The organism is Kribbella sp. NPDC051587, assembly GCF_044453945.1.
GTDB lineage: Bacteria > Actinomycetota > Actinomycetes > Propionibacteriales > Kribbellaceae > Kribbella.
This window is the reverse complement of record NZ_JBITDE010000006.1, coordinates 354,982-378,985: the sequence shown is the minus strand read 5'-3', so window position 1 is coordinate 378,985 and position 24,004 is coordinate 354,982. Positions and strand designations below refer to the sequence as shown.

Below are 24,004 nucleotides of genomic sequence, written 5' to 3'. Positions count from 1 at the left end.
GGCACCCTGACGAGTGACGAGGTTCCATGGGTTCGAGAGCAGCCGTGATCATGTTCGCCGACCAGGCTCCCCGGGAGGTGTTGCAGGCGGAGCCGGTCATCGACGAAGGGCGGTCGCGGCGGCTTGCCGAGAGCCTGCTCGGGGGTGCGGCCGAGCAGGTGGAGGCCTTGGGGCTCGACCTTGCGCTCTGGCCGGAGCGAGGGCTCGTCACCGCGGCCTCGGCGTCTGGTGTCGACATCGTCTGTTCGCGGGAGTTCGCCCGGAACCGGCCCAGCGAGTTGACCGCCGACGTGCTCAGGCTCAGCGGTGGGCGGGACGCCTACGGCGTGTTCCTGGAGAGCTCGGAGGACTGGACCGGATTCGCGACCTGGTCCGGTGGGACGTTGACCCGGTCGCTGAGCTTGGGGGTGGCGACCGGGGTGATCGAGGACATCGGTGAGCGGCTGGCGTTCGAGGAGGCCTTCTGGGCCGGCGGGCATCCGGTCAGCCATCTGCCGGACTACCCGTTGCCGTTCCATCCGATCGAGCTCGGCAACGAGGCGTTGAAGGCCTTCTTCGGATTCGTCATCGAGGGGAGTCTGCGGGGGACCTCGGTCGAGCCGGACGAGATCGAGGTCTCCACGTTCCGCCCGGTCGGCCGGGAACAGCGGGCGCCCGACACCTCCCGCCTGGTCCGGCGAGAAGTTCCGCGCAGCGAGTGGGCAGGCACGCTGGACGAGGGCTCCTGTTGAATCTGAACAGCTTCAGCCTGGCGGACTTCCTGCAGGATGTGAGTGCGGCCGGCGTGAAGATCATGATCAAGATCGATCACGAGCGGTCGCGGGCGCGGGGTAAGCCGTGGACGGTGCTGTTGGCGGCACCGCAGCTCGGGGGGTCCGGGATCGTTCACTGGGACCTCAGGACGCTGGAGGAATGCATCCGCGTCGTCGTCGCGCGATTGCAGGAGCTGCCCGGCGACTGGGATCTGCTGGGTCTGTACGTGGCGGCGGAGTGACGGGCGGGACCTCTTGATGGAGCTGACGGCGGCCGAGGTCGAGGAACTTTTCGAGAAACTGGGCCAGGCCGGCGTGAACCTGTCGATCCTTGTCGAGCCGCAGGTCCCGGTGCCGGTTGCGGGTTCGTGGCATGTGTACATGTCGGGACCCGGTGCTGGTGCTGAGGGGTTCCAGGCCCGGGGCTGCCACTCCTTCGCGGAGTGTCTGGACAAGGCGTTGGCGGCGCTGCGTCACGGGCCTGGAGACTGGCACTGGCTGGACCTCTATCTCGATGGTGAATAGCGCAAGGCCAACTAGTTCTGGTTGCGATGCGTCCTACCGGGTGAACAGATGTTGACCAACTCGGGAGGTTGATCATGCACATCAACGGTCAGAAGAAGATTCTCGGTACGGCGGCGGCACTCGCTGTGAGCGTGCCGTTCGTGCTCGGTAGTGCGGCGCCGGCGACGGCTGCCGTGTCGTGCGGGAAGTCCGTGGCGAACGTTGACGCGGTGACCTATGCGGACCGGCTCGTGCGGGCGTGGGGTAGTGGTGAGCAGGCGACTACGTCCTGTTACGCCAGTACGGCGGCCGCTCACGCGCTGACCGCGCAGGCGACACCGGGCGGGATCCACTGGCGTCGTACCGGCACTGAAGGTGCGGCCGGGACGATCTACGTGACGTATCACGACGACGCGCGGGGCGGGAACCTCACGGTCGGCGTTCAGAACGTGGGTCTGCGGGGTGCCGGCGGCTGGCATGCCGCGACGAGCGCCAAGTTCGTTGGTGAGCCGAAGGCCTACGGCGCGTTGGACTGGTCGGACAACCTGATCCGCGCCTGGGGCCGCGGGGACACGAAGTGGATGGCGTACTACGCCACCCCGGACGTGGCGAAGGCACTCACGAAGATCTCGAAGACCGGTGGCTCGCACTGGCGCCGGATCACGGCTGACGCGGGCGCAGGATCGACGTACGTGACCTACCGGAACGACGCCACCGGGCACCAGTTGGTCATCGGTGTGTCGAACGTCGGGCTGGCCCAGGGTGACGCGCACGCGGCCGATCGCGTGCAGTACAAGTAGGGCACGACCCGCGAGGTCTGTGGACAGTGAGCCGGTCCGCACCGACAATTTCGTTCATGAGTCCGCTCCCGCTCACGAACGCGCGTCCGTCCGACGCCGAGCGTGATCGCGCGCTCGCCGTGCTGCGTGACGGCGCCGGTTCGGGCCGGCTGTCGCACGACACGTTCATCCGCCGGATGAACTTCGTGCTGAAGGCGCAGAGCCGTGGCGAGCTCGACTCGGTCCTGACCGACCTGCCGCGCCCGGAACCGCGAATCGCCGTCTGGATGCGCACCGTGCGCACCCGGCTGGCGCGGGTCGACGTCTGGCGCCGCATCGAGGATCTGGTCGGGATCCCGCTGGCGCGGCGCGAGCTCATCGCCGTACCGGCTGCTCAGCTCGCACTACCACCGGCCGGCTCGCCGACCGTCCGGATCGGCCGCGGCGACGGCGCCACCCTCCGCCTCGCCGACGTCTCCGTCTCGCGCCACCACGCCGAACTCCGCCACGTCGGCGACGGCTGGATGGTCCGCGACCTCGGTTCCATGAACGGCACCCAACACAACGGCCGCCGCATCACCACCCCCGTACGCGTCCGCCCCGGCGACCAACTGAGCTTCGGCGCCGTCGCCTTCATCCTCACCTGGACCGAATAGTTGCATCCGGTACCGGGGTACGGGTTTACCGTCGAGGGATGAACTGGGTCCCCGACGCCTGCACCCTCCCGACCGCCGAGCAGCCCCTCCGAGTCGCTGAGTTCGACCAGCTCTTCGCCGATCACCTGGTGACCGCCGATCGGGTCGATCCGCTCACTCTGGACCTCGTCCTCACAGCCGACTCTCACGCCGTTGCCGCCGACCTGATTGCCCGAGAGAGCGCATGCTGCACGTTCTTCACGTTCACTCTCGATGCTCAGGCCCGCCTGCGCATCCAGGTCTCGGCGAACCGGACCGCCGTTCTGGATGCTCTCGCTGCGCGGTTACCCGAGTGAGCGCTCTCCGAGCCGGTCAGCTGGCGGCTGCGAGCGGCGTCAACCGGCAGACCCTCCGGTACTACGAACGCCGCGGCCTGCTTGATGAGCCTGAGCGGACGCCCGGTGGGCATCGCCTCTATCCGGAGGATGCGGTCACGACACTACGGATGATCAAGGCAGCGCAACGCCTCGGGTTCACGCTCTCCGAGGTCGCCGAGCTGCTGGACGGGGCTCGGCATCGGCATGGGTACGGCGAGGGAGCGGGGCTGCAGGCGAAGACGCGCGCGAAACTAGCCGACGTGGAAGCGAAACTCGCCGACCTGACCGAGATCGCCGCAACCTTGCGGACCGCGCTGGCCGCTGGTTGCGATGATCTCCAGACCTGCGCAGGCACTCCGGGCTGCCCGTTGCCGTTCACCGGATCGGGGCGCGGATGAACGTCGTACGGTCGATAGCGTTGTTCGTGCTGGCCGCGATCGCCGAGATCGGTGGGGCGTGGCTGATCTGGCAGGGGTGGCGTGAGCATCGGGGGTTGTGGTGGATCGCCGGGGGAGTGGTTGCCCTGGGCGCCTATGGTTTCGTGGCGACGTTCCAGCCGGACCCGAACTTCGGGCGCATCCTCGCCGCGTACGGCGGCGTCTTCGTCGCCGGGTCGCTGGCGTGGGGGATGGTCGTCGACAAGTTCCGCCCGGACCGCTGGGACGTGATCGGCGCCGCGATCTGCCTGGCCGGCGTGGTCGTGATCATGTACGCACCGCGACAGAACTGAAACTCAACCTTCGCGCCTGATCACGTCATCCCAACGATGTCGCCCGGTTTCGGGTGGTGTCTGGGGATGCGTGGAGGACGAGATGAAGCAGCGCTGGATGGCGGTCGCCGTGGCGGTGGCTGTTGCGGGGGCAACGGTCGGGGTGGTGGTGGCCGGGAGTGGCGCGGATGCCGCTCAGGAGGCCGGTACGACGAAGTTGTCGCTGCCGGTGGGTCCGAAGGACAAGGCGGTGACGTTGATCACGGGGGACAAGGTCGTCCTGCGCGACGGTGATCCGGCCAAGGTCCGGATCGAGCGCGGCCCGGGCCGGGACCACGTGGTGTTCTCGATCCAGCGCTCCGGTGGGAAGCTCGTCGTGATGCCGTCCGACGTGACCTCGGATGTTGCCGAGGGCAAGCTTGACCGGCGGCTCTTCGAGGTCTCGACGCTGCTGAAGTTCGGGTACGACGACGCCAAAACGCAGTCCACCCCGTTGATCATCTCGTACGGCGGTGCCCGGGCGACGTCGTTGCGCGCGGCAACCGTTCGTCAGGAGCTGCCGGCGATCGACGGCGCGGCGGTGTCCGCACCGAAGACCGGTGACTTCCTGCACCAGTTCGGAGCGCGGTCGGCGAATCCGGTCGCGAAGATCTGGCTCGACGGCAAGCGGCACATCACGCTCGACCAGAGCGTTCCGCAGATCGGTGCACCGGCGGCATGGAAGGCCGGCTACACCGGCAAGGGCATGACGGTCGCGGTTCTTGACACCGGGATCGACGCGACGCACCCAGACCTCAAGGGCAAGATCGTTGCCGAGAAAAACTTCACCACAGACAACGCTAACGACAACATCGGCCACGGCACCCACGTCGCCTCGACGATCGCCGGTACCGGCGCCGCGTCGAAGGGCAAGTACAAGGGCGTCGCGCCGGACGCGAAGCTGCTCGACGGCAAGGTCTGCTCCGGTGACGACTGCCCGGAGTCCGAGATGCTGGCCGGGATGCAGTGGGCCGCGGTCGACCAGAAGGCCAAGATCATCAACATGAGCATCGGTGGCCCGGACACCCCGGACATCGACCCGCTCGAAGAGGCCGTCAACCGGCTCTCCGCCCAGACCGGAGCCCTGTTCGTCATCTGCGCGGGCAACGAGGGCGAGGATGGCGGCAAGGTCGACTCACCAGGTAGCGCGGACTCGGCGCTCACGGTCGGCGCCGTCGACAAGAAAGATCAGTACGCGCCGTTCTCCAACCCTGGTCCGCGCGTCGGCGACGGCGCCCTCAAGCCCGACATCACCGCGCCGGGCGTCGACATCGTGGCCGCGAAGTCCAAGGACTCGACTATCGGCGACCCGGTCGGCAAGTACTACCTCAAGATGAGCGGTACGTCGATGGCGACGCCGCACGTGGCCGCGTCAGCTGCGCTCCTGCTGCAGCAGCACCCGGGATGGACGGGCCCGGAGCTCAAGTCGGCTCTGATGGGTTCGGCGAAGGCGCTGCCGAAGCAGACCGTGTTCCAGCAGGGCGCCGGCCGCGTCGACGTTGCCAAGGCGATCACGCAGACCGTAGTCGCGACGACGGGCAGCCTGTCGTTCGGCACCCAGTTCTGGCCGCACACCGACGACAAGCCCCTCGTGAAGGATCTCGAGTACAGCAACCTAGGTACCAAGCCCGTCACGCTGACGCTGACCAGCAGCGCCACCAAGACGTTCACGTTCAGCCCGACGACGCTGACGATCCCTGCGGGTGGTAGCGGCACGGTCAAGGTCACCGCGGACACGCGCAAGGCCGCGGTCGGCATGTACACCGGGCGCTTGGTGGCGACCGGCGGCGGTCAGACGGTCGGGACGCCGTACGCGATCGAGAAGGAGCAGGAGAAGTACGACGTCACGATCAAGCACCTGCTCCCGAACGGTCAGCCGTCGAACAACTACGTGACCGGGATCGTCAACGTCGCCAACGGCAAGATCACCGAGGTCTTCCACGGCGCGGACGGCGTCGCGAAGGTGCGGCTCCCGAAGGGCCGGTACGTCGTCGACGCGACCATCAACGGTGACGCGGACACGCAGTACCGGCTGGTCTGGCCGACGCTGAACCTCGACCACACCGCCAACCTGGTCGCGGACGCACGGCTGGCCAAGCCGTTCGGGATCAAGCTACCTAAGCAGGACGCCAAGCTGACCGAACTGCAGGTCGGCTACTCACTAACCTACCCGGGCGGCGTGTTCGAGAGCGCGGACAGCACCTCCGACCTGAGCAAGCTGTACGCCGCCTCGCTCGGCACACCCGCTGCGACGAAGGACTTCGTCGCCTACTCGTACTCCCGCTGGGGCAAGCAGGACAAGGACGGCCAGTTCGTCGACTCGCCGTACAGCTACAACTTGATGCAAGGCGTCCGCGGTCGCTACCTCACCGGCTACAACCGGATCGTCGACCAGAAAGCGCTGGCCACGGTGACCTCGCAGTACACCGCGGGTCAGCCGAGCGGTGTCGCGACCGATCTGCGCCTGGGCGGGCTGCCCGGCATGCAGCAGCCGACCGATCCAGAGCCCTTCTTCTACCACCTGCCGGCCAAGACCGTGCAGTACTTCGACGCCGGCGCCCGCTGGTCGGCCAACATCGACCAGGACCGGATCGAGAAGGGCGAGCTGGATCCCCTCGTGACCTGGCTGTCGGAGACCACCTACCGGCGCGGCAAGGCCTACCGGGAGCGGTGGGGTGCGTCCGTCGCGGCTCCGTCACTCAACGGCAGCGTCAGCCGGACCGGGAACGAGATGTTCATCGAGGTGAACCCCAACACCGATCAGGACGGGCACCCCGGTGAGTCGGCCAACGAGAGTGGTACCTACAGCACTCGGTTGTTCCGGAACGGCAAGCTCGTCTCGACCGATGACACGCAGGTCGACGTGCCGGCGGCCAAGGCGTCGTACCGGGTGGAGAACACGCAGAAGGTTCCGGCGATGCAGCTCTCCACGCAGCTGAGCAACGTCTGGACGTTCACCTCGGCCGGTACCGGCAAGAAGACGCTTTCGCTGCCCTTATGGGGTACACAGTTCAGGCCGGCTGTCGACCTGAACAACTCGGTCAAGCGGACGACGATCACCAAGCTGCCGTTCGTGGTCAAGTTCCAGCCGAAGGCACCCGTCGGCGCACTGAAGAGCGTGCAGGTCTGGATCTCCGGCGACGGCGGCAAGACCTGGACGAAGGCGACCGTCGTCTCCCAGCGGAAGGGGAACTACGTGGCGTCCTTCACGACGCCCGCGAAGACGATCGCGCTCAAGTCGGTCGTCACCGACAAGGCCGGCAACACCGCCACCCAGACGGTGACCAACGCCTACCGGCTGCGCTGATCAGTCCGGATCGATCACGGTGGGGTGGGCCTCGGGCCGCCCGCTCCACCAGGGGCGGGCGGTCGCGTGTTCCTCGATGGTCTCGCGGTAGGTGTCGACGAAGGTCTGGTGGATGGCGTTGACCGTCTCCTGGCTGACGTTGTCGACGCGCCAGCGCAGAGTACGGCGCCAGGACAGGGGCTGACCGGCCAGCGGCTTCACGACGGTGCGGGGCAGCTCCCGCACCGTCGGCGCGCACAGGCAGATGCCGCGCCCGGCGCCGATCAGCTGCTCGATCTCGGTGGTGTCGAGGTTGCCGTACCGGAACTGCGGCGTGAAGCCGGCGTCCTCGCAGACTTCGCGCAGATAGGCGAGCTCACCGTCCTCCTTGCCGGCCGGCGGGCAGATCCAGACGTCGTCGGCCAGCTCGACGAGCTTCACCTCGTCGGCACCGGCGAGGTGGTGATCGGCGGGGAGCGCGATCGAGAACGGTTCGGGGAAGACCATCGTCTGCTCGCGGATGCCTTGCGGGCACGGCGGCGCGTAGGCGTCGTCGGCGCGGCCGATCATCGCGATGTCGAGGACGTCGGCGGCCAGGAGCTCGGTCAGTACGGCGCTCGACGAGTCCACCTGGGTCGCGATCTCACGACCGGAGAGCGCTGTTTCGAGGCGCGCCAGCCAGGCGCCGAACATGACTGTGCGCGACGAGCCGAGCCGGAGCGTGCCGGAGCCAGAGGTATAACGCCGGCTCGAACCGATCAGTTCGTCCATGTCCGCGAGCATCGCCCGCGATCTGCTCAGCACGTGTTTGCCCAGCGGTGTCGGTACGACGCCCGTCGTGGCGCGTTCGAACAGAGCCCCGCCGACCGCCTCCTCGATGCGGTGCAGCTGGGCGGTCAGTGACGGCTGGGAGACGCCGAGCGCCGCCGCGGCCTTGGAAACGCTGCCCGTGTCCGCGAGCCGGCACACCACGCGGAGATGGCGAAGTTCGAGCTCCATAGCGGCGAGGTTATGCCCTGCTGGGATATCACAGCCATCACGTAGAGGTGTCAATGTCGTCGGACAGAGGATGCCGGACGTTCACCTGCCTGCCCTGCAAGGAGCCGGCGTCCTCGATCTTCCGCCACCGGCCGGACCGGACTGCAGCCCCAGCGGCCGGTGGCGGGATCTCCGCCCCCATCCAGTGAGGACGTGTCCCAGTGAAACGCACTGCCCTGCGTGCAGCGACAGTCGGAGGCGTGCTGAGTCTCGCGCTTCTGGCCACCGCTGTGGTCACCACCAAGCTCCCGGCGGCCACCGCCGACGAGAGCGCAGCACGAAAGCCCGATCCGCGGGCTGCCGCGATCCGTACCGCCGACCGTCTGGTCGAGGGACGGGCCGCCGAGTTGAAGGCCGGATCTGGGGACCGGTTCATCCGTCAGCAGGACATCAGTACGCCGTGGGGTCTGAACTACGTCGCCTACCAGCGCACGTACAACGACCTCGCCGTGGTCGGCGGCGACTTCGTCGTCACCACCGACAACGCCGGCAACGCGAAGAGCATCACCGTCGCGCAGCAGGCACCGATCTCCGTCGACCGCACACCCACGGTGACGAAGGCGGCCGCCCAGAAGGCGGCACAGAAGACGATCGCGCAGGCCGACCCCGTCCCAGGTCAGCCCACGCTCGTCGTGTACGCCGGTGGCGCCAAGCCCGTGCTCGCCTGGGAGGCCCGTGTCCAGGGCCGCGACCACGGTGAGCTCACCCGGCAGAAGGTGTACGTCGACGCCCACACCGGCAAGGTCGTGCACAAGATCGAGGAGAGCGCGGCCGGAACCGGCACCGGGATCTGGAACGGCTCCAACCTCACCATCGGTACGACGCAGTCCGGGTCGACGTACACGATGACCGACCCGGCGCGTCCGTCGCTGCGCTGTGGTGACTCCGCGAACGGCCAGACGTACTCCGGCTCCGACGACACGTGGGGGAGCACGTCGAAGACCGACAAGGAAGCCGGCTGCACCGACGTCATGTACGTCGCCGCCGGTGAGTGGGATCTGCTGAAGAACTGGTACGGGCGCAACGGCCTGGACAACCAGGGCAAGTGGGCCGACGCCCTGGTCGGGCTCGGTGACGTGAACGCCTACTGGGGTTCGCAGTACAACTCCGACGGCGTGATCTTCGGTTACAACAACGCCCGCCAGTGGATCACCGCGACCGACGTCGTCGCCCATGAGTACGGCCACGGACTGGACGCCTACACGCCGGGTGGCATCTCCGGCTACCCGTCACAAGAGGCGGTCGCGGACATCTGGGGAGCGCTCACCGAGGCGTACCTGAACAACCCGAACGACGCGCCGGACTACGAGGTCGGCGAGAAGATCGACCTGACCGGCAGCGGCCCGATCCGGGTGATGTACAAGCCGTCGAACGTCTCCGGACACCCCGACTGCAACTCGAGCAGCCTGCCGAACGAGATCCACGCCTCGGCCGGCCCGATGAACCACTGGTTCTACTTGCTTGCCGAGGGCACCAACCCCGGCAACGGCAAGCCGACCAGCCCGACGTGTAACAACACGACGCTGACCGGGATCGGCATCAAGGACGCCGGCAAGCTGTTCTACAACGCGATGCTCGGCAAGACGTCGAACATGTCGTATGGCAAGTGGCGTTCGACCACTCTGACCGCTGCCAAGAACCTGGACAGCAGCTGTGCGCTGTTCGGCAAGGTCAAGGCCGCCTGGGATGCGGTGACGGTCCCGGCCCAGTCCGGTGAGGCGACCTGCGCCCCGACCGGCAACGACTTCACGATGTCGGTCTCGCCCGCGAACGGCTCCGTGAAGCCCGGAGAGAGCGCTTCCGCGACCGTGAACACCGTGATCGGCAGTGGATCGGCGCAGTCGGTCCAGCTGTCCGCGAGCGGTCTGCCGTCCGGCGCGACCGCGTCGTTCGACCCGGCCTCGATCCAGTCCGGCAACTCGTCGACGCTGAAGATCAGCACCACCTCGAGTACGCCGGTCGGTGCGTACGACATCCAGATCACCGGCGACGGCGCCACTGTCGACCGGACGGCGACGTACCGGTTGACCGTCGGCGGCTCCACCCCGCCCGCCGACGTACCGAACATTGACGTCGAGAAGGTGAAGGCGCACCTGGCGGCGCTGCAGTCGGCGGCCGACAACAACGGTGGTAACCGGCGGGCCGGCAGCGCGGGCCACACCGCGTCGATCAGCTACATCGAGCAGAAGCTGCGCGACGCCGGGTACACGGTGGCCAAGCAGCGCTGCACGAACTGCCAGTACCCGTCGGACAACCTGATCGCCGACTTCCCGGGTGGGGACGCGAACCAGGCGATCATGCTCGGCGCGCACCTGGACAGCGTGAGCGCCGGTCCGGGCAGCAACGACAACGGTTCGGGATCGGCCAACATCCTCGAGGTCGCGCTCGCCCTGGCCCAGGCCAAGCCGTCGCTGGCCAAGCACGTGCGGTTCGCCTGGTGGACCGACGAGGAGCAGGGCCTGAACGGCTCGAAGTTCTACGTCGGCCAGCTGTCGTCGGCCGACAAGTCGAAGATCAAGGCCTACCTGAACTTCGACATGGTCGCGTCCACCAACGCGGGCTACTTCGTCAACAACATCACCACGGACACCGGCAAGGTGCTGAAGGCGTTCTACGACGGGCTGAACCTGGCTCCGGAGGAGAACACCGAAGGTGCGGGACGTTCGGACGACGCGTCCTTCAAGAATGCCGGGATCCCGACCAGCGGTGTCGCCGCCGGGGCAAGTGCCCGCAAGACCAGCGCGCAGGCACAGAAATGGGGCGGCACCGCTGGCTCGGCGTACGACTCCTGCTACCACTCGGCGTGTGACAAGTACCCGTCGAACATCGCGACGACGGTGCTCGACCGCAGTGCCGACGCCACGGCGTACGCGCTCTGGAAGCTGGCTGTCGGCGACCAGCCGCCGGCGGGCAACGACTTCAGCCTGAGCATCGACCCGGCCAGCGGATCGGTTGCCCCGGGCAACTCGGTGCAGACGTCGGTCAAGACGGCGACCACGAGCGGTGACCCGCAGTCGGTGCAGCTGGCCGCCTCTGGCCTGCCGACCGGCGCGACCGCGACGTTCTCGCCGACCAGCGTGACGTCGGGTTCGTCGGCAACGCTGACGATCGCCGCCTCGGCGTCCACGGCGGCCGGTACGTACGACATCGTGGTGAAGGGGACCGGTGCGGTCAGCCACGAGTCGACGTACCGGCTGACGGTGACCGGAACACAGTCCGGCACCGTGACCGTGCAGAACCCGGGTAGCCAGTTCGGGTTCGTCGGGTGGCAGAGCTTCCCGCTCCAGGTCCGGGCGACCTCGAGCGCGGGCCTGCCGGTCACCTTCAGCGCGACCGGTCTGCCGCCGGGCCTCGTGATCAGCTCGTCCGGGTCGATCACCGGCATGCCGACCACGCGTGGCACCTTCTCGGCGACCGTCACCGGGACCGACTCCGGTGGGGCCTCCGGCAAGGCGACCTTCAGCTACACCATCTATTAACCAGCGGGGCTGCGGAGGAACCCACCAGGTCCTCCGCAGCCCGTCCCCGCACCGCGGCCTTCTCCTGTTGAGGTGGGAGAAGGCCGCGGTGTGCGCGGGGTGATGCCCAGCGTCCGAAAACTCGCCGACCACGCACTACGGCTGTTCGGACGTTAGGGGAGGAGGACGACCTCGCCCACGGTTCGGCGTTCCTCGAGGGCCCGGTGAGCGGAGGGTGCCTCGGAGAGCGGGAACGTGGTCGAGAGCGCTCTCCAGCGGCCCTCGACAGTGTCGTCGAGGGCCGCGCCCTCGAATTCGCGGAGCCGGCTGCGAATGTCCCCGAGGGCGGCGGTGACCGTGACACCGCGGGAGGACAGTTCAGGGGAGTCCTCCGGCAGTGGATCGCCGCCCGACCACCCGAACGTACCGGCGAAGCTATGACCTCAACTTTACTTGAGGTCAAGCCAGTAGCGCGGGTCCGGCAGTAGCGCATCCAGCTCGTCGACGAGCTCCTGCGGCAGATCGGCCTCCAGTGCGGTGACGAGTGCGTCGACCCGGGCCGGCTTGGTGATACCGACGACCGTCCCGGTGATCCCAGGACTGTCCACCGAGTGCCGCAGCGCGGCCGTCGCCAGATCCGTCCCGTACGACCGGCACAGCGCATCCATCTCAGCGATCGCCCGCAGGACGGCGTCCGGTGCGTCGCGATACCCGTACTTGGTGGCGCCCTGCGGGTTGGCGAGGATCCCGCCGCCGTAGATCGCCGCGTTGACCACGGCGAGATCGTCGGAGAGCGCTCTCTGGATCAGCGCACCCGCGGAGTGGTCGACCAGACTCCAGCGGTTGTGCACGAGCAGCACCTCGAAGCCACCGAGATCGAGATACCTGCTGAGTTCGCGAGGGTTTCCGCCGGCCAGACCGACGTGCCCGATCTCACCGTCGGCGCGTAGTTGCATCAGCGTGTCGACCGCCTCGCGCATCGAGTCGAAGTCGTGGAACTCGGGATCGTGCAGATACACCAGCGGCAGGTCGTCCAGCCCGAGCCTTTCCTTGCTCTCGGCAACACTCGCCCGGACGCGAGCGCCCGAGTAGTCGGCGCCGAGCGCATCGACCTTGGTCGCGACCAGGAACCCGTCCGGCAGACCGCCGTACTCGCGGATCGCCTGGCCGATCCGGCGCTCGCTCTCGCCGTCGCTGTACCCGTTCGAGGTGTCGATCCACGTCAGCGGGCCGGCGAAGATCCGCAGCACGACCTCGATCGCCTGCTGCGCGGTGACGTCGTACCCGAAGACAGCCGGCATACTGCCCAGCCCACTGCCGCCGGCACAGACAGCAGAGACGGTCAGGCCGGTGGTGCCCAGTGGTCGCAGGTCCATGACGTCGACCCTACGACTAGGGTTGGCGGCATGGTGATTCGGCTGAGCGAGCGGTGGCCGGAGGTCAGCTCGGATCGGCTGCTCTCGGAGTGCGTGCCGCCACCCCGCTTCGCGGAGGCCCGGTTCGCGACGTACCGGCCGAACCCGGACGAGCCGTCCCAGGCCGCGGCGCTCGCCGTACTGACAGAGCGCGCCAAGCACTTGGCCCAGCCCCGGCAGGCGCCGTCGCTGTGGTCTCGTTTGCGCGGCGCCAAGGCGGAGGCCGGCAAGCCCGGCGTCTACCTGGATGGTGGGTTCGGGGTCGGGAAGACGCACCTGCTCGCCTCGCTCTGGCACGAGTCCGCGGGTCCGAAGATGTACTGCACGTTCGTCGAGCTCACCAACCTGGTCGGCGCTCTCGGGCTCCGCGCGGCCGTCGAGGCGCTCTCGTCGTACCGGCTGATCTGTATCGACGAGTTCGAGCTCGACGATCCCGGCGACACGATGCTGATCAGCCGGCTGCTCGGTCAGTTGGTTGCTGCCGGCGTCCAACTCGCCGCGACCTCGAACACGCTGCCCGACAAACTGGGGGAGGGCCGCTTCCAGGCCGTCGACTTCCTCCGCGAGATCCAGGCGCTGGCCGCCAACTTCGACGTCCGGCGGATCGACGGCCCGGACTACCGGCATCGCGGTCTGCCGGTCGCGCCCGAGCCGTTGACCGACGAGCAGGTCGAGCAGACCGCGGCCGAGCGGCCCGCGACCTCGTGTGACCACTTCGTCGATCTCCATCACCACCTGGCCCAACTGCATCCGAGCAGGTACGGCGCTCTGCTCGACGGCGTACAGACGGTCGCGATCACCGACCTCCGCCCACTCGACGACGAGAACGTGGCGCTGCGGATGGTGGTTCTCGCCGACCGCATGTACGACCGCGACCTGCCGTTGCTGGCCAGCGGCGTACCGCTGGACCAGCTGTTCTCCGCCGCGATGCTCAAGGGCGGCTACCGCAAGAAGTACCTCCGGGCCTTGTCACGACTGATCGCGCTGTCCCGATGAAGATCCTGCTGCGGTTCATCGGGTACGTCGGCGGCACAGCAGTCCTGGCGTACGTCGCGTTCCTCGTCGGTACGGCGTACTACGACCGGAACATGTGTGCAGGCGATGACACCACCGACTGCCTAGCCGCCCTCGGCGGATTCTTCTGGAGCATCGGGGCGATCGCCGTCTGCCTGATCGCGGTCGTCGTGACCGAGGTCGTCCTGTGGCGCCGGCGGCGGCGCGCCGCTGAATCCACACCGTCCTAAGGCGAGCCGTACTTTCGGCTGGTACGCCGGGCGCTTCCGCTGTCTACGCTGAGGCCATGGCGACGAATGCGGTGCGAGCCCTCTGGCGTGAGCCGCGTGCGCCGCAGCCACCGCGACGGGTCTGGCGGGACTGGGCGCTCGTCGGGCTGTTGCTGCCGACGGCAATCCTCGAAGGCCTACTGCGGGCCGATGTCGTATGGCGTCCCGTTGCGATCGTGCTCGCGGTGATCGTCATCGTGGCGCTGCTGTGGCGGCGTACCCATCCGTTGACCGTGGTGGTGATCGGGTTCGGGGTCGCCATCCTCGGATCGGTGGTCGCCCTGGTCTCAGACTTGCCGCCGGTGGGTCTGAACACGATGGTCGCCCTGGTGTTGTTGCCGTACTCGCTCGCACGGTGGGGCTCCGGCCGGGAGGTCGGGGTGGGGTTGGTCATCTTCCTGACCGCGCTGGTGACGGGGACGGCCGCGGAGTACACGGGGATCACCAACGCGATCTTCGCCGGGGTGTTTCTGCTCTCCCCGGCGGCGATCGGTGCCGCGGTCCGGTATTGGTCGGCCACGCGGTCTCGCGAACTCGACCGGATGAGATTGCAGGAGCGGGCCCAGCTCGCGCGCGAACTGCACGACACCGTCGCGCATCACGTCTCGGCCATCGCGGTCCGTGCGCAGGCCGGCCGGGTGGTCGCCGCGTCGCATCCCGAGGCGGCGCTGGAAGCCCTGGGCGTGATCGAGGCGGAGGCGTCGCGGACGCTCGCCGAGATGCGATTGATGGTCGGTGCACTCCGGGCCGAGGAGGTGGCGGCGCTCGCCCCGCAACAAGGAGTGGCCGACCTCGAGTCGCTGGCCGGCAGCGTTGGGGACGGGCCTCGGGTCCAGGTGGAGTTGGCAGGTGACCTGACCGACCTGAGATCACCGGTTGGCGCCGCGATCTATCGGATCGCTCAGGAGTCGATCACCAACGCGGCACGGCACGCGCGGCACGCGACCCGCATCGACGTGCGGGTCGTCGGAGACCAGGAATGGATCCGGGTGACTGTGGACGACGACGGCGATGGCGGCTCGGCAGAGCGGAACCCATCGGGGTACGGGCTGATCGGAATGACCGAGCGGGCGACCTTGCTGGGCGGCACGTTCGTCGCCGGCCCAGGGACCGAGCGGGGCTGGACCGTCGAAGCGGTGCTGCCGCGAACGGGGGTGGCCCGATGACCATTCGAGTCCTGGTCGCCGACGACCAGGAGATCATCCGGACCGGCCTGTCGATGATCCTCGGTGTACAGCCCGGGATCGAGGTGGTCGGCGAAGCGGCGGACGGCCACCAAGCGGTGGAGATGGCTCGCCGGTTGCGGCCGGACGTCTGCCTGTTCGACATCCGGATGCCCGGGCTGGACGGGATCGGCGCGACCCGTGCGCTCGCCGGACCGGGGGTGACCGATCCGTTGGCCGTGGTGGTGATCACCACCTTCGACTTGGACGAGTATGTGCACGGTGCGCTGAAGGCTGGTGCACGGGGGTTCTTGCTCAAGGATGCCGGGCCGGAGCTGCTGGTGCAGGCGATTCGGGCCGCGGCCGAGGGCGACGCGCTGATCGCGCCGAAGATCACCGCCCGCCTGCTTGCAGCGTTCTCCGACACGAGTCTCGGCCGGCCGGCTGTGCAGCCGACCGAGCCGCTCACGGGGCGCGAGGAGGAGGTGCTGATCACTGTGGCCCGAGGCCGGACCAACTCCGAGATCGCCGCGGACCTTCACATCAGCCTGAGCACGGTCAAGACCCATCTGGCCGCCGTGATGACCAAGCTCGGCGCCCGCAACCGGGTCGAGATCGTCATGTGGGCTTACGAAACCGGCCGGATCAGTCGCTGACCTCCGCGGTCCCGGTGGCGGCATAGGGCAGGATGGGCGGATGGCGAAGCAGAAGAAGCAGAAGGCGGAGGAGGCCGGGGGGCTGCTCGAGCAGTTGCGCGTCCCTGCGGGCCCGGTGGACCTGACGGCGTACGACACGCGGGCGACGACCGGGTTCGAGGGCGCCAAGGACGACGGCAAGCTCGCACTGGAGAGCCTCGGCGCCGAGGTGTCGGACTGGCAGGAGCGGCTGTTCGCCGAGGGCCGCAAGGGCGGCGAGCGCAGCATTCTGCTGGTGCTGCAGGGGATGGACACGTCCGGCAAGGGCGGCGTGATCCGCCACGGCGCCGGACTGATGGACCCGCAGGGGCTGAAGATCACCTCGTTCAAGGCGCCGACGCCGGCCGAGAAGCGCCGCGGGTTCCTGTGGCGGATCCGGCAGGCCGTCCCGGGGCACGGGATGATCGGCATCTTCGACCGCTCGCACTACGAGGACGTGCTGATCGCGCGCGTCCGCAACCTGGTGGCGCCGAACGTGTGGGACCGGCGCTACGACCAGATCAACGAGTTCGAGACCGAGCTGGCCGAGAGCGGCGTGACGATCCTGAAGTGCTACCTGCACATCTCGCACGACGAGCAGAAGGCACGGCTCGAGGAGCGCCTCGACAACCCGACCAAGTACTGGAAGTACAACCCGGGTGACGTCGACGAGCGCCAGCTCTGGCCTGACTACATGGACGCCTACCACGCGGCGATCGAGCGCTGTAACACCGATCAGGCGCCGTGGTTCGTGATCCCGAGCGACCGCAAGTGGTACCGCAACTGGGCCGTCACGACCCTTCTCCTGGAGACGCTGAAGAACCTCGACCCGCAGTGGCCGGCGGCCGACTTCGACGTCGACCAGGAGAAGAAGCGCCTGGCCGCGACCTAACCCTCCGGATCGATGTCGTGCTTGCGGAGCAGGTCGCGCAGCCTGGCGACCTGCTCGTGCAGCCGTTCGTTCTCGTCCAGTACGGCGTTGAGCTCGGCGATCAGGTGATGCCGCCGCCCGTACGACGTCCAGCCCGCATCGCCGGCGACCATCGCGGCGACCGCCTCCTGTGACCGTTGGCGGCGATCGATCCGCCGCTCGGCCTGACTCCGTAGGTCACTGACCTCGACGCCGAGCCGGGACAGCACCTGAGCCGCCACGCCGTCGGTGTCCTTGAGCAGACCGAGCAGGAGATGCTCGGTGTCGATGTTCTCGGAGTCGAGCCGCCGTGCTTCGGTGAACGAGTCTTCGAGGATCGACTTGGCCCTCGGTGTGAACGGGATGGGCCCTTCGGGGGCGTGCTGACCACGGCCGACGATCTCGATCACGAGCTCCCGTACTGCCGGTGCACCGACCGTGGACAGCAGCTTCCCGGCGCCACCTTCAGGAACATTGATCAGGCCGAGCAGCAGGTGCTCGGTGCCGATGTAGCTGTGGTCGAGTCCCCGTGCCTCATCCTGCGCGAGGATGACCACCTTGCGCGCCTGCTCCGTGAATCGTTCGTACATAGCGACTCGCCTCCCAATCCAGTCATCGATCGCTGATTCGAGCGCCGCGTCGAAGCCGAGCTGCTGCTCCAGCATGGCCTCGAACCCGGTGCGTTGCAGGCGTTCGCGGACGAAGTCGGCCACCCCGGTGGAGTCGCCGGCCGCGACTCGGTCGAGGAGTTCGTCGACCTCCTCGACCGGTTCGAGCCGGAGGTCGGCGTGGTTCAGCGCGGTGAACTGAAGGATCACCGCGACGGCGACCACTCGATTCGCGCCGCCGAACGGCCGGGCCCGGACCAGGCCGGCGAGCAGGACCGCGGTCGCCTCGGCCAGTCCGGCGGTACTGCGTACGTCGGCCAGCACGCGTTCGACCGCCTCGAGGTCGGTCCGACGGACCGCCTCAGCGGTGTCGCAACGCAACACGCGCGCGGCGACGGCCAGAACGTCGTACAGGTCGAGGTAACGCATCAGCCGTCCCCGCGGAGACGGCGCAGGGACTCCTCGTGCCGGGTCAGGTTCTCTTCGAGCAGACGGCTGAAGTCGGTGTCCGCACGACGGCGGTCGACCAGCTCGGCGATCGCTTCGCGGGCGACCTCCGACACCGATCGTCCTTCGACCGCAGCGATCGTCTGCAGCCGTTCGGCCAGCTCAGGGTCGAGCCGGAGCAGGATGTTCTTCGTCGCTTCTTTCGCCATGCCGACCAAGATAGCGTGATATCACGCTATCTTGGAAGGGCTGGGATCAGGCGGACTGGACCAGAACCGGGCGCGGAGCCGGGGCCAGGGTGAGGAGGTCGAGGCCGGCGACGCCGTACCGGAGCAGGACGAGGCGGGCGACCTCGGCGCTGACGCCGAGCGGGCGCGACACGGCGACGGCACCGGCCTTGCGGGCCATGGACTCCGCGCGGTCCGGCAGGACGCCGGGCGCGAGGAAGAGCGAGCCGACGGCGACGTGCCGACGACCCTCGAGCCGCCACTGCAGGACGGCCTCGGCCGGTGACGGCGTGGCGGCGCAGACGAACGCGGCGGTGACCGGCAGCTTGTGCCGCTGACCCCACAGGCGGGCCAGGCGGGTCACGCTGGCGTTGGCCTGGGAGTCGCTCGATCCGGCCGCGGCCAGGACGAGCGCGTCGAGTTCACGCACCCGGCCGTCCTTGAGTTCGGCGCGCATCCGCCGGTCCAGGACGTCGAGCAGCGAGTCGTCGTACCCGAGCACGTCGGAGGCGATGATCCGCAGGTTCGGGAACCGGCTGCGCGACTCGTCGATCACGGCCGGTACGTCGACCCGGGCGTGGAACGCGGACGACATCAGCAGCGGCAGGACGACGACTTCCTCCACACCCTCGGCGGCGAGCTTGCCGATCACCTGGTACGGCGTGGGCGGGCAGTGGTCGAGGAAGGAGGCTTCGATCCGCAGGTCGTCACGCATCTCGCGCAGGCACTTGACGAGCGAGTGGACGGTGGCAGCCGACCGCGGGTCGCGGCTGCCGTGGGCGAGGATCACGAGCGCTGGAGCAGTCACAGCAGTTCCCCTTCTTCGTCGTCGATCATGCCTGCCGCCAGCGTCCACCCGTCGTGGGCGTCGATCAGCAGGAAGGATCCAGTGATGTTGTTACTGGAGTACGGGTCGGCGGCCAGGGGTGCGGCGATTTTGAGCTGCACCTTGCCGATGTCGTTCAGGTCGAGCCCGGCGGCGTCGATGACGCCGAGCGTGGCCAGATCGAGCACCCCGGCGATCTTGGTGACGATCGCCTGGGCCGTGGTGGTGGTGTGCTTGACGAGCAGCCGGGCGCCCACGGTCAGTGGTCGTTCCGACAGCCAGCACACGGTGGCGGACAGTTCCCGGCGGGTGCCGGGGGAGGAGTCGGCCGCGACGATGACCGAGCCGCGGGCGACGTCGATGTCGTCGGCGAGCCGGACCGTGACCGCCTCCCCGGCGACCGCGCTCGGCCGTTCGGCGACCGCGGTGGCGGTGGCCGAGACGACCGCGCGGTCGATGCCGGAGACCGTCGTACGGCGTCCGGCCGGCAGCACGATCACCTGGTCGCCGACCGAGACGGTGCCGGAGGCAACGGTTCCGGAGTAGCCGCGGTAGTCGCGGTACTCGTCGTCGGTCTGCGGGCGGATCACGTACTGGACCGGGAACCGCAGCGGGCTGCCGGAGATGTCGGACCGGCCGGTCGCGTTCTCCAGGACCTCGAGCAGCGTCGGGCCGTCGTACCAGCTGGTCTCGGTGGAGTGCTGGACGATGTTGTCGCCGACGAGCGCGGAGACCGGAATGGTCGTGAGGTCGGCGATGCCGAGGCGGTCCGCGAGCTCCTGGATCTCCTTGGTGATCGCGGAGTAGACGGCCTCGTCGTAGTTGACCAGGTCGATCTTGTTGACCGCGAGGACGACGTGCGGGACCCGGAGCAGGCCCGCGACGGCGAGGTGCCGCCGGGTCTGTTCCAGTACGCCGTGCCGGGCGTCGACCAGGATGATCACGACATCCGCGGTCGAGGCGCCGGTGACGGTGTTGCGCGTGTACTGCACGTGTCCGGGGCAGTCGGCCAGGATGAACGAGCGCTTGTCGGTGGCGAAGTACCGGTAGGCGACGTCGATCGTGATGCCCTGTTCGCGTTCGGCGCGCAGGCCGTCGGTGAGCAGGGCGAAGTCGAAGTCACCACCGCGCGCTTCGGAGACCGTCTTCACGTGCGCGATCTGGTCGGCGAGGATCGCCTTGCAGTCGTGCAGCAGCCGGCCGACCAGCGTGGACTTGCCGTCGTCGACCGAACCGGCCGTGGCGAGCCGGAGCAGCTGGCGCTGGATCGGGGTGCTCATCAGAAGTACCCCTCTCGTTTGCGGTCTTCCATCGCGGCCTCGCTGGCCCGGTCGTCGGCGCGGGTGGCGCCGCGTTCGGTGATGGTGCTGGCGGCTACCTCGACGACGACCTCGGCCGGGGTGGCCGCGGTGGAGGCGACGGCGCCGGTGCAGGACATGTCGCCGACGGTGCGGTAGCGAACGGTGCGCTGGGCAACGGTCTCGCCGTCGCGCGGCTGCGAGTAGGGGCCGACGGCAAGCAACATGCCGTCGCGCTCGAACACGTCACGCTCGTGGGCGTAGTAGATGGACGGGAGTGGGATGTTCTCGCGGGCGATGTAGTTCCAGACGTCCAGCTCGGTCCAGTTGGACAGCGGGAACACCCGCACGTGTTCGCCCGGCTTGTGCTTGCCGTTGTAGAGCGACCACAGCTCGGGCCGCTGGTTACGCGGGTCCCACTGGCCGAACTCGTCGCGCAGGCTGAAGATGCGCTCCTTGGCCCGGGCCCGCTCCTCGTCGCGCCGGCCGCCGCCGAAGACCGCGTCGAAGCGGTGCTCGTTGATGGCGTCCAGCAGCGGCACGGTCTGGAGCTGGTTACGGGTCCCGTCGGAGCGCTCGCGCAGCCGGCCGTCGGCGATGTAATCCTCGACGCTGGCGACCTCGAGCCGCAGCCCCAACTGGGCGACGGCGTTGTCGCGGTAGTCGAGGACCTCGGTGAAGTTGTGTCCGGTGTCGACGTGCAGGAGCGTGAACGGCACCCCGGCCGGCGCGAACGCCTTGCGCGCCAGGTGCAGCATCACGATCGAGTCCTTGCCGCCGGAGAACAGGATCACCGGACGCTCGAACTCCGCCGCCACCTCACGGAAGACGAAGACGGACTCGCTCTCGAGGGCGTCCAGCTCGGTCACCGTCTGCGTGGTCAGGGGAGCCTCCGAGGGGGTTTCCAGAGATCGGGGCGGTGGGGTGGGGAAGGTATCCAGTACGGCGGTCATGTGTGGAGCCCGCATTCGACCTTGCCGGTGCCGGACCAGCGGCCCGAGCGGGGGTCTTCGCCCGGCGCGACGCGTTGGGTGCACGGTTCGCAGCCGATCGACGGATAACCGTCGTACTGGAGCAGGTTGACCAGTACGCCGTTGTCGCTGATGTAGGTGTCCAGGTCTTCCTGGGTCCACGGGGCGATCGGGTTCAGCTTCACCATGTCGCGCTTGGCGTCGTACTCGATGACGGGAGTGTTCGCGCGGGTCGGCGCCTCCTCGCGGCGGATGCCGGTGACCCACGCCTTGTAGTGCGACAGGTGCCGGTTCAGGGGTTCGACCTTGCGGAGTGCGCAGCACTGGTCCGGACGACGCTCGTACAGCTTCTCGCCGTACTCGGCGTTTTGCTCTTCGATAGTCTGCAACGGCGTGGCGTTGATCAGGTTGATCGGCAGCATCTGCGCGACCGCGTCCCGGGTGCCGATGGTCTCGATGAAGTGGTAGCCGGTGTCGAGGAACAGGACGTCGACGCCGGGAGCCGCCTCGGCCGCCAGGTGGGGGAGCGCCCCGTCTGCCATCGAAGCGGTCACCACGAGGTCGTCCCCGAAGGTCTCCCGCGCCCACGCCAGCACTTCCTGTGCCGAGGCGTCGGCCAGTCGAACGTTGGCCTCCTCGGCGAGCGACTTCAGGTCAGTACTCATTCGACGTTCACCCGCAACCCGATCATCTTGAGCGAGAACACCCGTGCACACGGCCGGCACTCCCACGCGCCATGCCCTTCCTCCGACGGCCGGAGGTCCTCATCCCCGCAGTACGGGCAGTACAACGGTGCGGCTCTCTCACTCATTGCAAAGCCCCTTCCTCGGCACGGACTGCCCACTGGGCGAAGCGCTCGCCCTCGGACCGCTCTTTCAGGTAGTTCTGGGTGATCCGCTCGACGTAGTCGGCCAGTCCGTCGGACGTGACCTTGTGACCGCGCAGCTTGCGGCCGAAGCCGGCGTCGAGGCCGAGGCCACCGCCGAGGTGGACCTGGTAGCCGGGGACCCGGTTGCCTTCGGCATCGAGTACCAGCTGGCCCTTGAGGCCGATGTCGGCGACCTGGATCCGGGCGCAGGAGTTCGGGCAGCCGTTGACGTTCACCGTGATCGGTACGTCGAGGTCGGGGATCCGCTCCTCGAGCTCGTCGATCAGTTTCGCGGCGCGGGCCTTCGTCTCGACGATGGCGAGCTTGCAGAACTCGATGCCGGTGCAGGCCATCGTGTTCCGCCGCCAGGCCGACGGCCGGGCCTGGTAGCCGAGGCCGTCCAAGGCCGCCACCAGCGACTCGACCTTGTCCTCCTCGACGTCCAGCACCAGGAACTTCTGCTGTGCCGTGGTTCGGATCCGGTCCGAGCCGTGCGCCGCGACGACCTCGGCCACCTTGGCCAGCGAGCTGCCCGACACCCGGCCCACGACCGGCGCGACACCGACGTAGTACCGGCCGTCCTGCTGCGGATAGATGCCGACGTGGTCGCCCTGGACCGCGGGGATCTCGGGCGCGGGGCCGTCGATCAGTTTCCGGCCGAGGTACTTGTCGCTCTCCAGGACCTCGCGGAACTTGTCCATCCCCCAGTCGGCGACCAGGTACTTCAGCCGGGCCCGGTTCCGCAGCCGGCGGTAGCCGTAGTCGCGGAAGATGCTGACGACACCCTTCCAGGCCAGGTGCACCTCGTCGAGCGGGATCCACGCGCCGACCCGCTGCGCGAGCATCGGCGTGGTGGAGAGTCCGCCGCCGACCCACAGGTCGAAGCCCGGACCGTGCTCGGGGTGCACGACACCGACGAAGCTGATGTCGTTCACTTCCGGTACGACGTCGTGCGACGGGTGACCGGTCATCGCGGTCTTGAACTTGCGCGGCAGGTTCGAGAACTCGGTGCTGCCGATGTACTTCTCGACGATCTCGTCGATGGCCGGCGTCGGGTCGATGATCTCGTCCGCGGCGATCCCGGCGACGGGGGAGGAGATGATGACGCGCGGGACGTCGCCACAGGCCTCGGTGGTGTAGAGCCCGACGGCCTCCAGCTTCTGCCAGATCGCGGGGACGTCCTCGACCCGGATCCAGTGCAGCTGGATGTTCTGCCGGTCGGTGATGTCCGCGGTGTCGCGGGCGTAGGTGGTGGAGATCTCGGCGATCACCCGGAGCTGCTCGGTGCTCAGCTGGCCGCCCTCGATGCGGACCCGGAGCATGAAGAACTTGTCGTCGAGCTCCTCGGGCTCCAGCGTCGCGGTCTTGCCGCCGTCGATCCCGGGCCTGCGCTGGGTGTAGAGACCCCACCAGCGGAAGCGGCCGCGCAGGTCGGCGGGGTCGATCGAGTCGAAGCCGCGGTGCGCGTAGACGTTCTCGATCCGGGCCCGGACGTTCAGGCCGTCGTCGTTCTTCTTGTTCTCCTCGTTCTTGTTCAGCGGCTCGCGGTAACCGAGGGCCCACTGACCCTCGCCCTTGCCCTTACGGGGGCGGGGCGCTTTGGCAGGGGCGGAGGTGACGCCAGTCATCCGGCAGGTGTCCTTGTCCTTGGGACAGGTGCGTCCGCCGCAGGGGGGATCGAAACGTCGTCGGTTCGATGCGTCTGCGCGGTGCGCACCCAGCGGTGATCGGGGAGAT

26 protein-coding genes are annotated in these 24,004 nt (G+C 68.3%); 15 read left to right on the top strand and 11 right to left on the bottom strand.

All coding sequences use genetic code 11. The annotated features are described in order from the left end of the window. The first annotated feature begins 26 nt into the window (after nucleotides 1-26). From ACIA49_RS23735 to ACIA49_RS23695, 9 genes are all read left to right on the top strand, one after another. The gene (locus ACIA49_RS23735) at nucleotides 27-731 is read left to right on the top strand and encodes a DUF6928 family protein (RefSeq protein ID WP_396379495.1); all 705 of its coding nucleotides are present in this window, start codon (nucleotides 27-29) and stop codon (nucleotides 729-731) included. Further along, complete coding sequence (locus tag ACIA49_RS23730; protein WP_396379494.1) at nucleotides 728-994, top strand: hypothetical protein; 267 nt, start codon at nucleotides 728-730, stop codon at nucleotides 992-994. Before ACIA49_RS23735 ends, ACIA49_RS23730 begins: the two co-directional genes overlap by 4 nt. A gap of 16 nt (nucleotides 995-1,010) precedes the next feature. After that, the gene (locus ACIA49_RS23725; RefSeq protein WP_396379493.1) at nucleotides 1,011-1,277 is read left to right on the top strand and encodes a hypothetical protein; all 267 of its coding nucleotides are present in this window, start codon (nucleotides 1,011-1,013) and stop codon (nucleotides 1,275-1,277) included. Between the two features lie 74 nt (nucleotides 1,278-1,351). Then, entirely contained in the window at nucleotides 1,352-2,056 is a 705-nt protein-coding gene (locus ACIA49_RS23720; protein WP_396379492.1) for a hypothetical protein, read from the top strand. 56 nt (nucleotides 2,057-2,112) lie between these two features. Continuing rightward, nucleotides 2,113-2,691 (top strand): FHA domain-containing protein, encoded by a 579-nt coding sequence (locus ACIA49_RS23715; RefSeq protein WP_396379491.1) that lies wholly within the window; start codon nucleotides 2,113-2,115, stop codon nucleotides 2,689-2,691. Nucleotides 2,692-2,729: 38 nt separating this feature from the next. After that, nucleotides 2,730-3,026 (top strand): hypothetical protein, encoded by a 297-nt coding sequence (locus ACIA49_RS23710; protein ID WP_396379489.1) that lies wholly within the window; start codon nucleotides 2,730-2,732, stop codon nucleotides 3,024-3,026. Beyond that, a complete protein-coding gene (locus ACIA49_RS23705) occupies nucleotides 3,023-3,445 on the top strand; it encodes a MerR family transcriptional regulator (protein ID WP_396379488.1) in 423 nt (140 codons plus the stop codon). Before ACIA49_RS23710 ends, ACIA49_RS23705 begins: the two co-directional genes overlap by 4 nt. Beyond that, nucleotides 3,442-3,777 (top strand): YnfA family protein, encoded by a 336-nt coding sequence (locus ACIA49_RS23700; protein WP_396379487.1) that lies wholly within the window; start codon nucleotides 3,442-3,444, stop codon nucleotides 3,775-3,777. Before ACIA49_RS23705 ends, ACIA49_RS23700 begins: the two co-directional genes overlap by 4 nt. 82 nt (nucleotides 3,778-3,859) lie before the next feature. Next, on the top strand, nucleotides 3,860-7,102 hold the full coding sequence (locus ACIA49_RS23695; protein ID WP_396379485.1) for a S8 family peptidase: 3,243 nt from the start codon (nucleotides 3,860-3,862) through the stop codon (nucleotides 7,100-7,102). Here ACIA49_RS23695 and ACIA49_RS23690 read toward each other — a convergent pair whose 3' ends face one another. After that, complete coding sequence (locus tag ACIA49_RS23690) at nucleotides 7,103-8,080, bottom strand: LysR family transcriptional regulator (RefSeq protein WP_396379484.1); 978 nt, start codon at nucleotides 8,078-8,080, stop codon at nucleotides 7,103-7,105. Between the two features lie 239 nt (nucleotides 8,081-8,319). On the opposite strand from ACIA49_RS23690, the gene ACIA49_RS23685 reads away from it, so the two are divergent. Continuing rightward, nucleotides 8,320-11,598: a M28 family peptidase gene (locus ACIA49_RS23685; RefSeq protein WP_396379483.1), complete on the top strand. Its 3,279-nt coding sequence runs from the start codon at nucleotides 8,320-8,322 to the stop codon at nucleotides 11,596-11,598. Nucleotides 11,599-11,750: 152 nt separating this feature from the next. Here ACIA49_RS23685 and ACIA49_RS23680 read toward each other — a convergent pair whose 3' ends face one another. Together ACIA49_RS23680 and ACIA49_RS23675 are read right to left on the bottom strand one after the other, a co-directional pair. After that, complete coding sequence (locus ACIA49_RS23680; RefSeq protein WP_396379589.1) at nucleotides 11,751-11,912, bottom strand: zinc-binding dehydrogenase; 162 nt, start codon at nucleotides 11,910-11,912, stop codon at nucleotides 11,751-11,753. 114 nt (nucleotides 11,913-12,026) lie between these two features. After that, nucleotides 12,027-12,953: an aldo/keto reductase gene (locus ACIA49_RS23675; RefSeq protein ID WP_396379482.1), complete on the bottom strand. Its 927-nt coding sequence runs from the start codon at nucleotides 12,951-12,953 to the stop codon at nucleotides 12,027-12,029. A 30-nt stretch (nucleotides 12,954-12,983) separates the two neighbouring features. Here ACIA49_RS23675 and zapE point away from each other — a divergent pair, with 30 nt between their 5' ends. Genes zapE through ACIA49_RS23650 form a run of 5 tightly spaced genes read left to right on the top strand, consistent with a single transcriptional unit; the run spans nucleotide 12,984 to nucleotide 17,004 of the window. Next, nucleotides 12,984-13,988: a cell division protein ZapE gene (gene zapE / locus ACIA49_RS23670; RefSeq protein ID WP_396379481.1), complete on the top strand. Its 1,005-nt coding sequence runs from the start codon at nucleotides 12,984-12,986 to the stop codon at nucleotides 13,986-13,988. After that, complete coding sequence (locus tag ACIA49_RS23665; RefSeq protein WP_396379480.1) at nucleotides 13,985-14,236, top strand: hypothetical protein; 252 nt, start codon at nucleotides 13,985-13,987, stop codon at nucleotides 14,234-14,236. The genes zapE and ACIA49_RS23665 overlap by 4 nt, the downstream gene beginning before the upstream one ends. Before the next feature lie 56 nt (nucleotides 14,237-14,292). After that, nucleotides 14,293-15,441 carry a sensor histidine kinase gene (locus ACIA49_RS23660; protein ID WP_396379478.1) on the top strand — a complete coding sequence of 383 codons (1,149 nt, stop codon included), beginning with the start codon at nucleotides 14,293-14,295 and terminating at the stop codon, nucleotides 15,439-15,441. Beyond that, entirely contained in the window at nucleotides 15,438-16,094 is a 657-nt protein-coding gene (locus ACIA49_RS23655) for a response regulator (protein WP_396379477.1), read from the top strand. Before ACIA49_RS23660 ends, ACIA49_RS23655 begins: the two co-directional genes overlap by 4 nt. 40 nt (nucleotides 16,095-16,134) lie before the next feature. Beyond that, on the top strand, nucleotides 16,135-17,004 hold the full coding sequence (locus tag ACIA49_RS23650) for a PPK2 family polyphosphate kinase (RefSeq protein WP_396379476.1): 870 nt from the start codon (nucleotides 16,135-16,137) through the stop codon (nucleotides 17,002-17,004). Here the strand turns inward: ACIA49_RS23650 and ACIA49_RS23645 are convergent. From ACIA49_RS23645 to ACIA49_RS23610, 8 genes are read right to left on the bottom strand one after another with little or no spacing between them, the layout of a single operon-like run. Further along, complete coding sequence (locus ACIA49_RS23645) at nucleotides 17,001-18,059, bottom strand: Clp protease N-terminal domain-containing protein (protein WP_396379475.1); 1,059 nt, start codon at nucleotides 18,057-18,059, stop codon at nucleotides 17,001-17,003. The two genes, ACIA49_RS23650 and ACIA49_RS23645, sit on opposite strands and share 4 nt — an antisense overlap. Further along, on the bottom strand, nucleotides 18,059-18,286 hold the full coding sequence (locus ACIA49_RS23640; protein ID WP_396379474.1) for a CopG family ribbon-helix-helix protein: 228 nt from the start codon (nucleotides 18,284-18,286) through the stop codon (nucleotides 18,059-18,061). The genes ACIA49_RS23645 and ACIA49_RS23640 overlap by 1 nt, the downstream gene beginning before the upstream one ends. A 46-nt stretch (nucleotides 18,287-18,332) precedes the next feature. Beyond that, the gene (locus tag ACIA49_RS23635; RefSeq protein WP_396379473.1) at nucleotides 18,333-19,112 is read right to left on the bottom strand and encodes a sirohydrochlorin chelatase; all 780 of its coding nucleotides are present in this window, start codon (nucleotides 19,110-19,112) and stop codon (nucleotides 18,333-18,335) included. Beyond that, nucleotides 19,109-20,410: a sulfate adenylyltransferase subunit 1 gene (locus tag ACIA49_RS23630; RefSeq protein ID WP_396379472.1), complete on the bottom strand. Its 1,302-nt coding sequence runs from the start codon at nucleotides 20,408-20,410 to the stop codon at nucleotides 19,109-19,111. Before ACIA49_RS23630 ends, ACIA49_RS23635 begins: the two co-directional genes overlap by 4 nt. Further along, nucleotides 20,410-21,396 carry a sulfate adenylyltransferase subunit CysD gene (gene cysD, locus ACIA49_RS23625; RefSeq protein WP_396379471.1) on the bottom strand — a complete coding sequence of 329 codons (987 nt, stop codon included), beginning with the start codon at nucleotides 21,394-21,396 and terminating at the stop codon, nucleotides 20,410-20,412. Before cysD ends, ACIA49_RS23630 begins: the two co-directional genes overlap by 1 nt. Beyond that, nucleotides 21,378-22,064 carry a phosphoadenylyl-sulfate reductase gene (locus tag ACIA49_RS23620; RefSeq protein ID WP_396379470.1) on the bottom strand — a complete coding sequence of 229 codons (687 nt, stop codon included), beginning with the start codon at nucleotides 22,062-22,064 and terminating at the stop codon, nucleotides 21,378-21,380. The genes cysD and ACIA49_RS23620 overlap by 19 nt, the downstream gene beginning before the upstream one ends. After that, nucleotides 22,061-22,210, bottom strand: a complete 150-nt coding sequence (locus ACIA49_RS23615) for a hypothetical protein (RefSeq protein WP_396379468.1) — start codon at nucleotides 22,208-22,210, stop codon at nucleotides 22,061-22,063. The genes ACIA49_RS23620 and ACIA49_RS23615 overlap by 4 nt, the downstream gene beginning before the upstream one ends. Then, complete coding sequence (locus ACIA49_RS23610; RefSeq protein WP_396379467.1) at nucleotides 22,207-23,895, bottom strand: nitrite/sulfite reductase; 1,689 nt, start codon at nucleotides 23,893-23,895, stop codon at nucleotides 22,207-22,209. The genes ACIA49_RS23615 and ACIA49_RS23610 overlap by 4 nt, the downstream gene beginning before the upstream one ends. Nucleotides 23,896-24,004 lie beyond the last annotated feature (109 nt).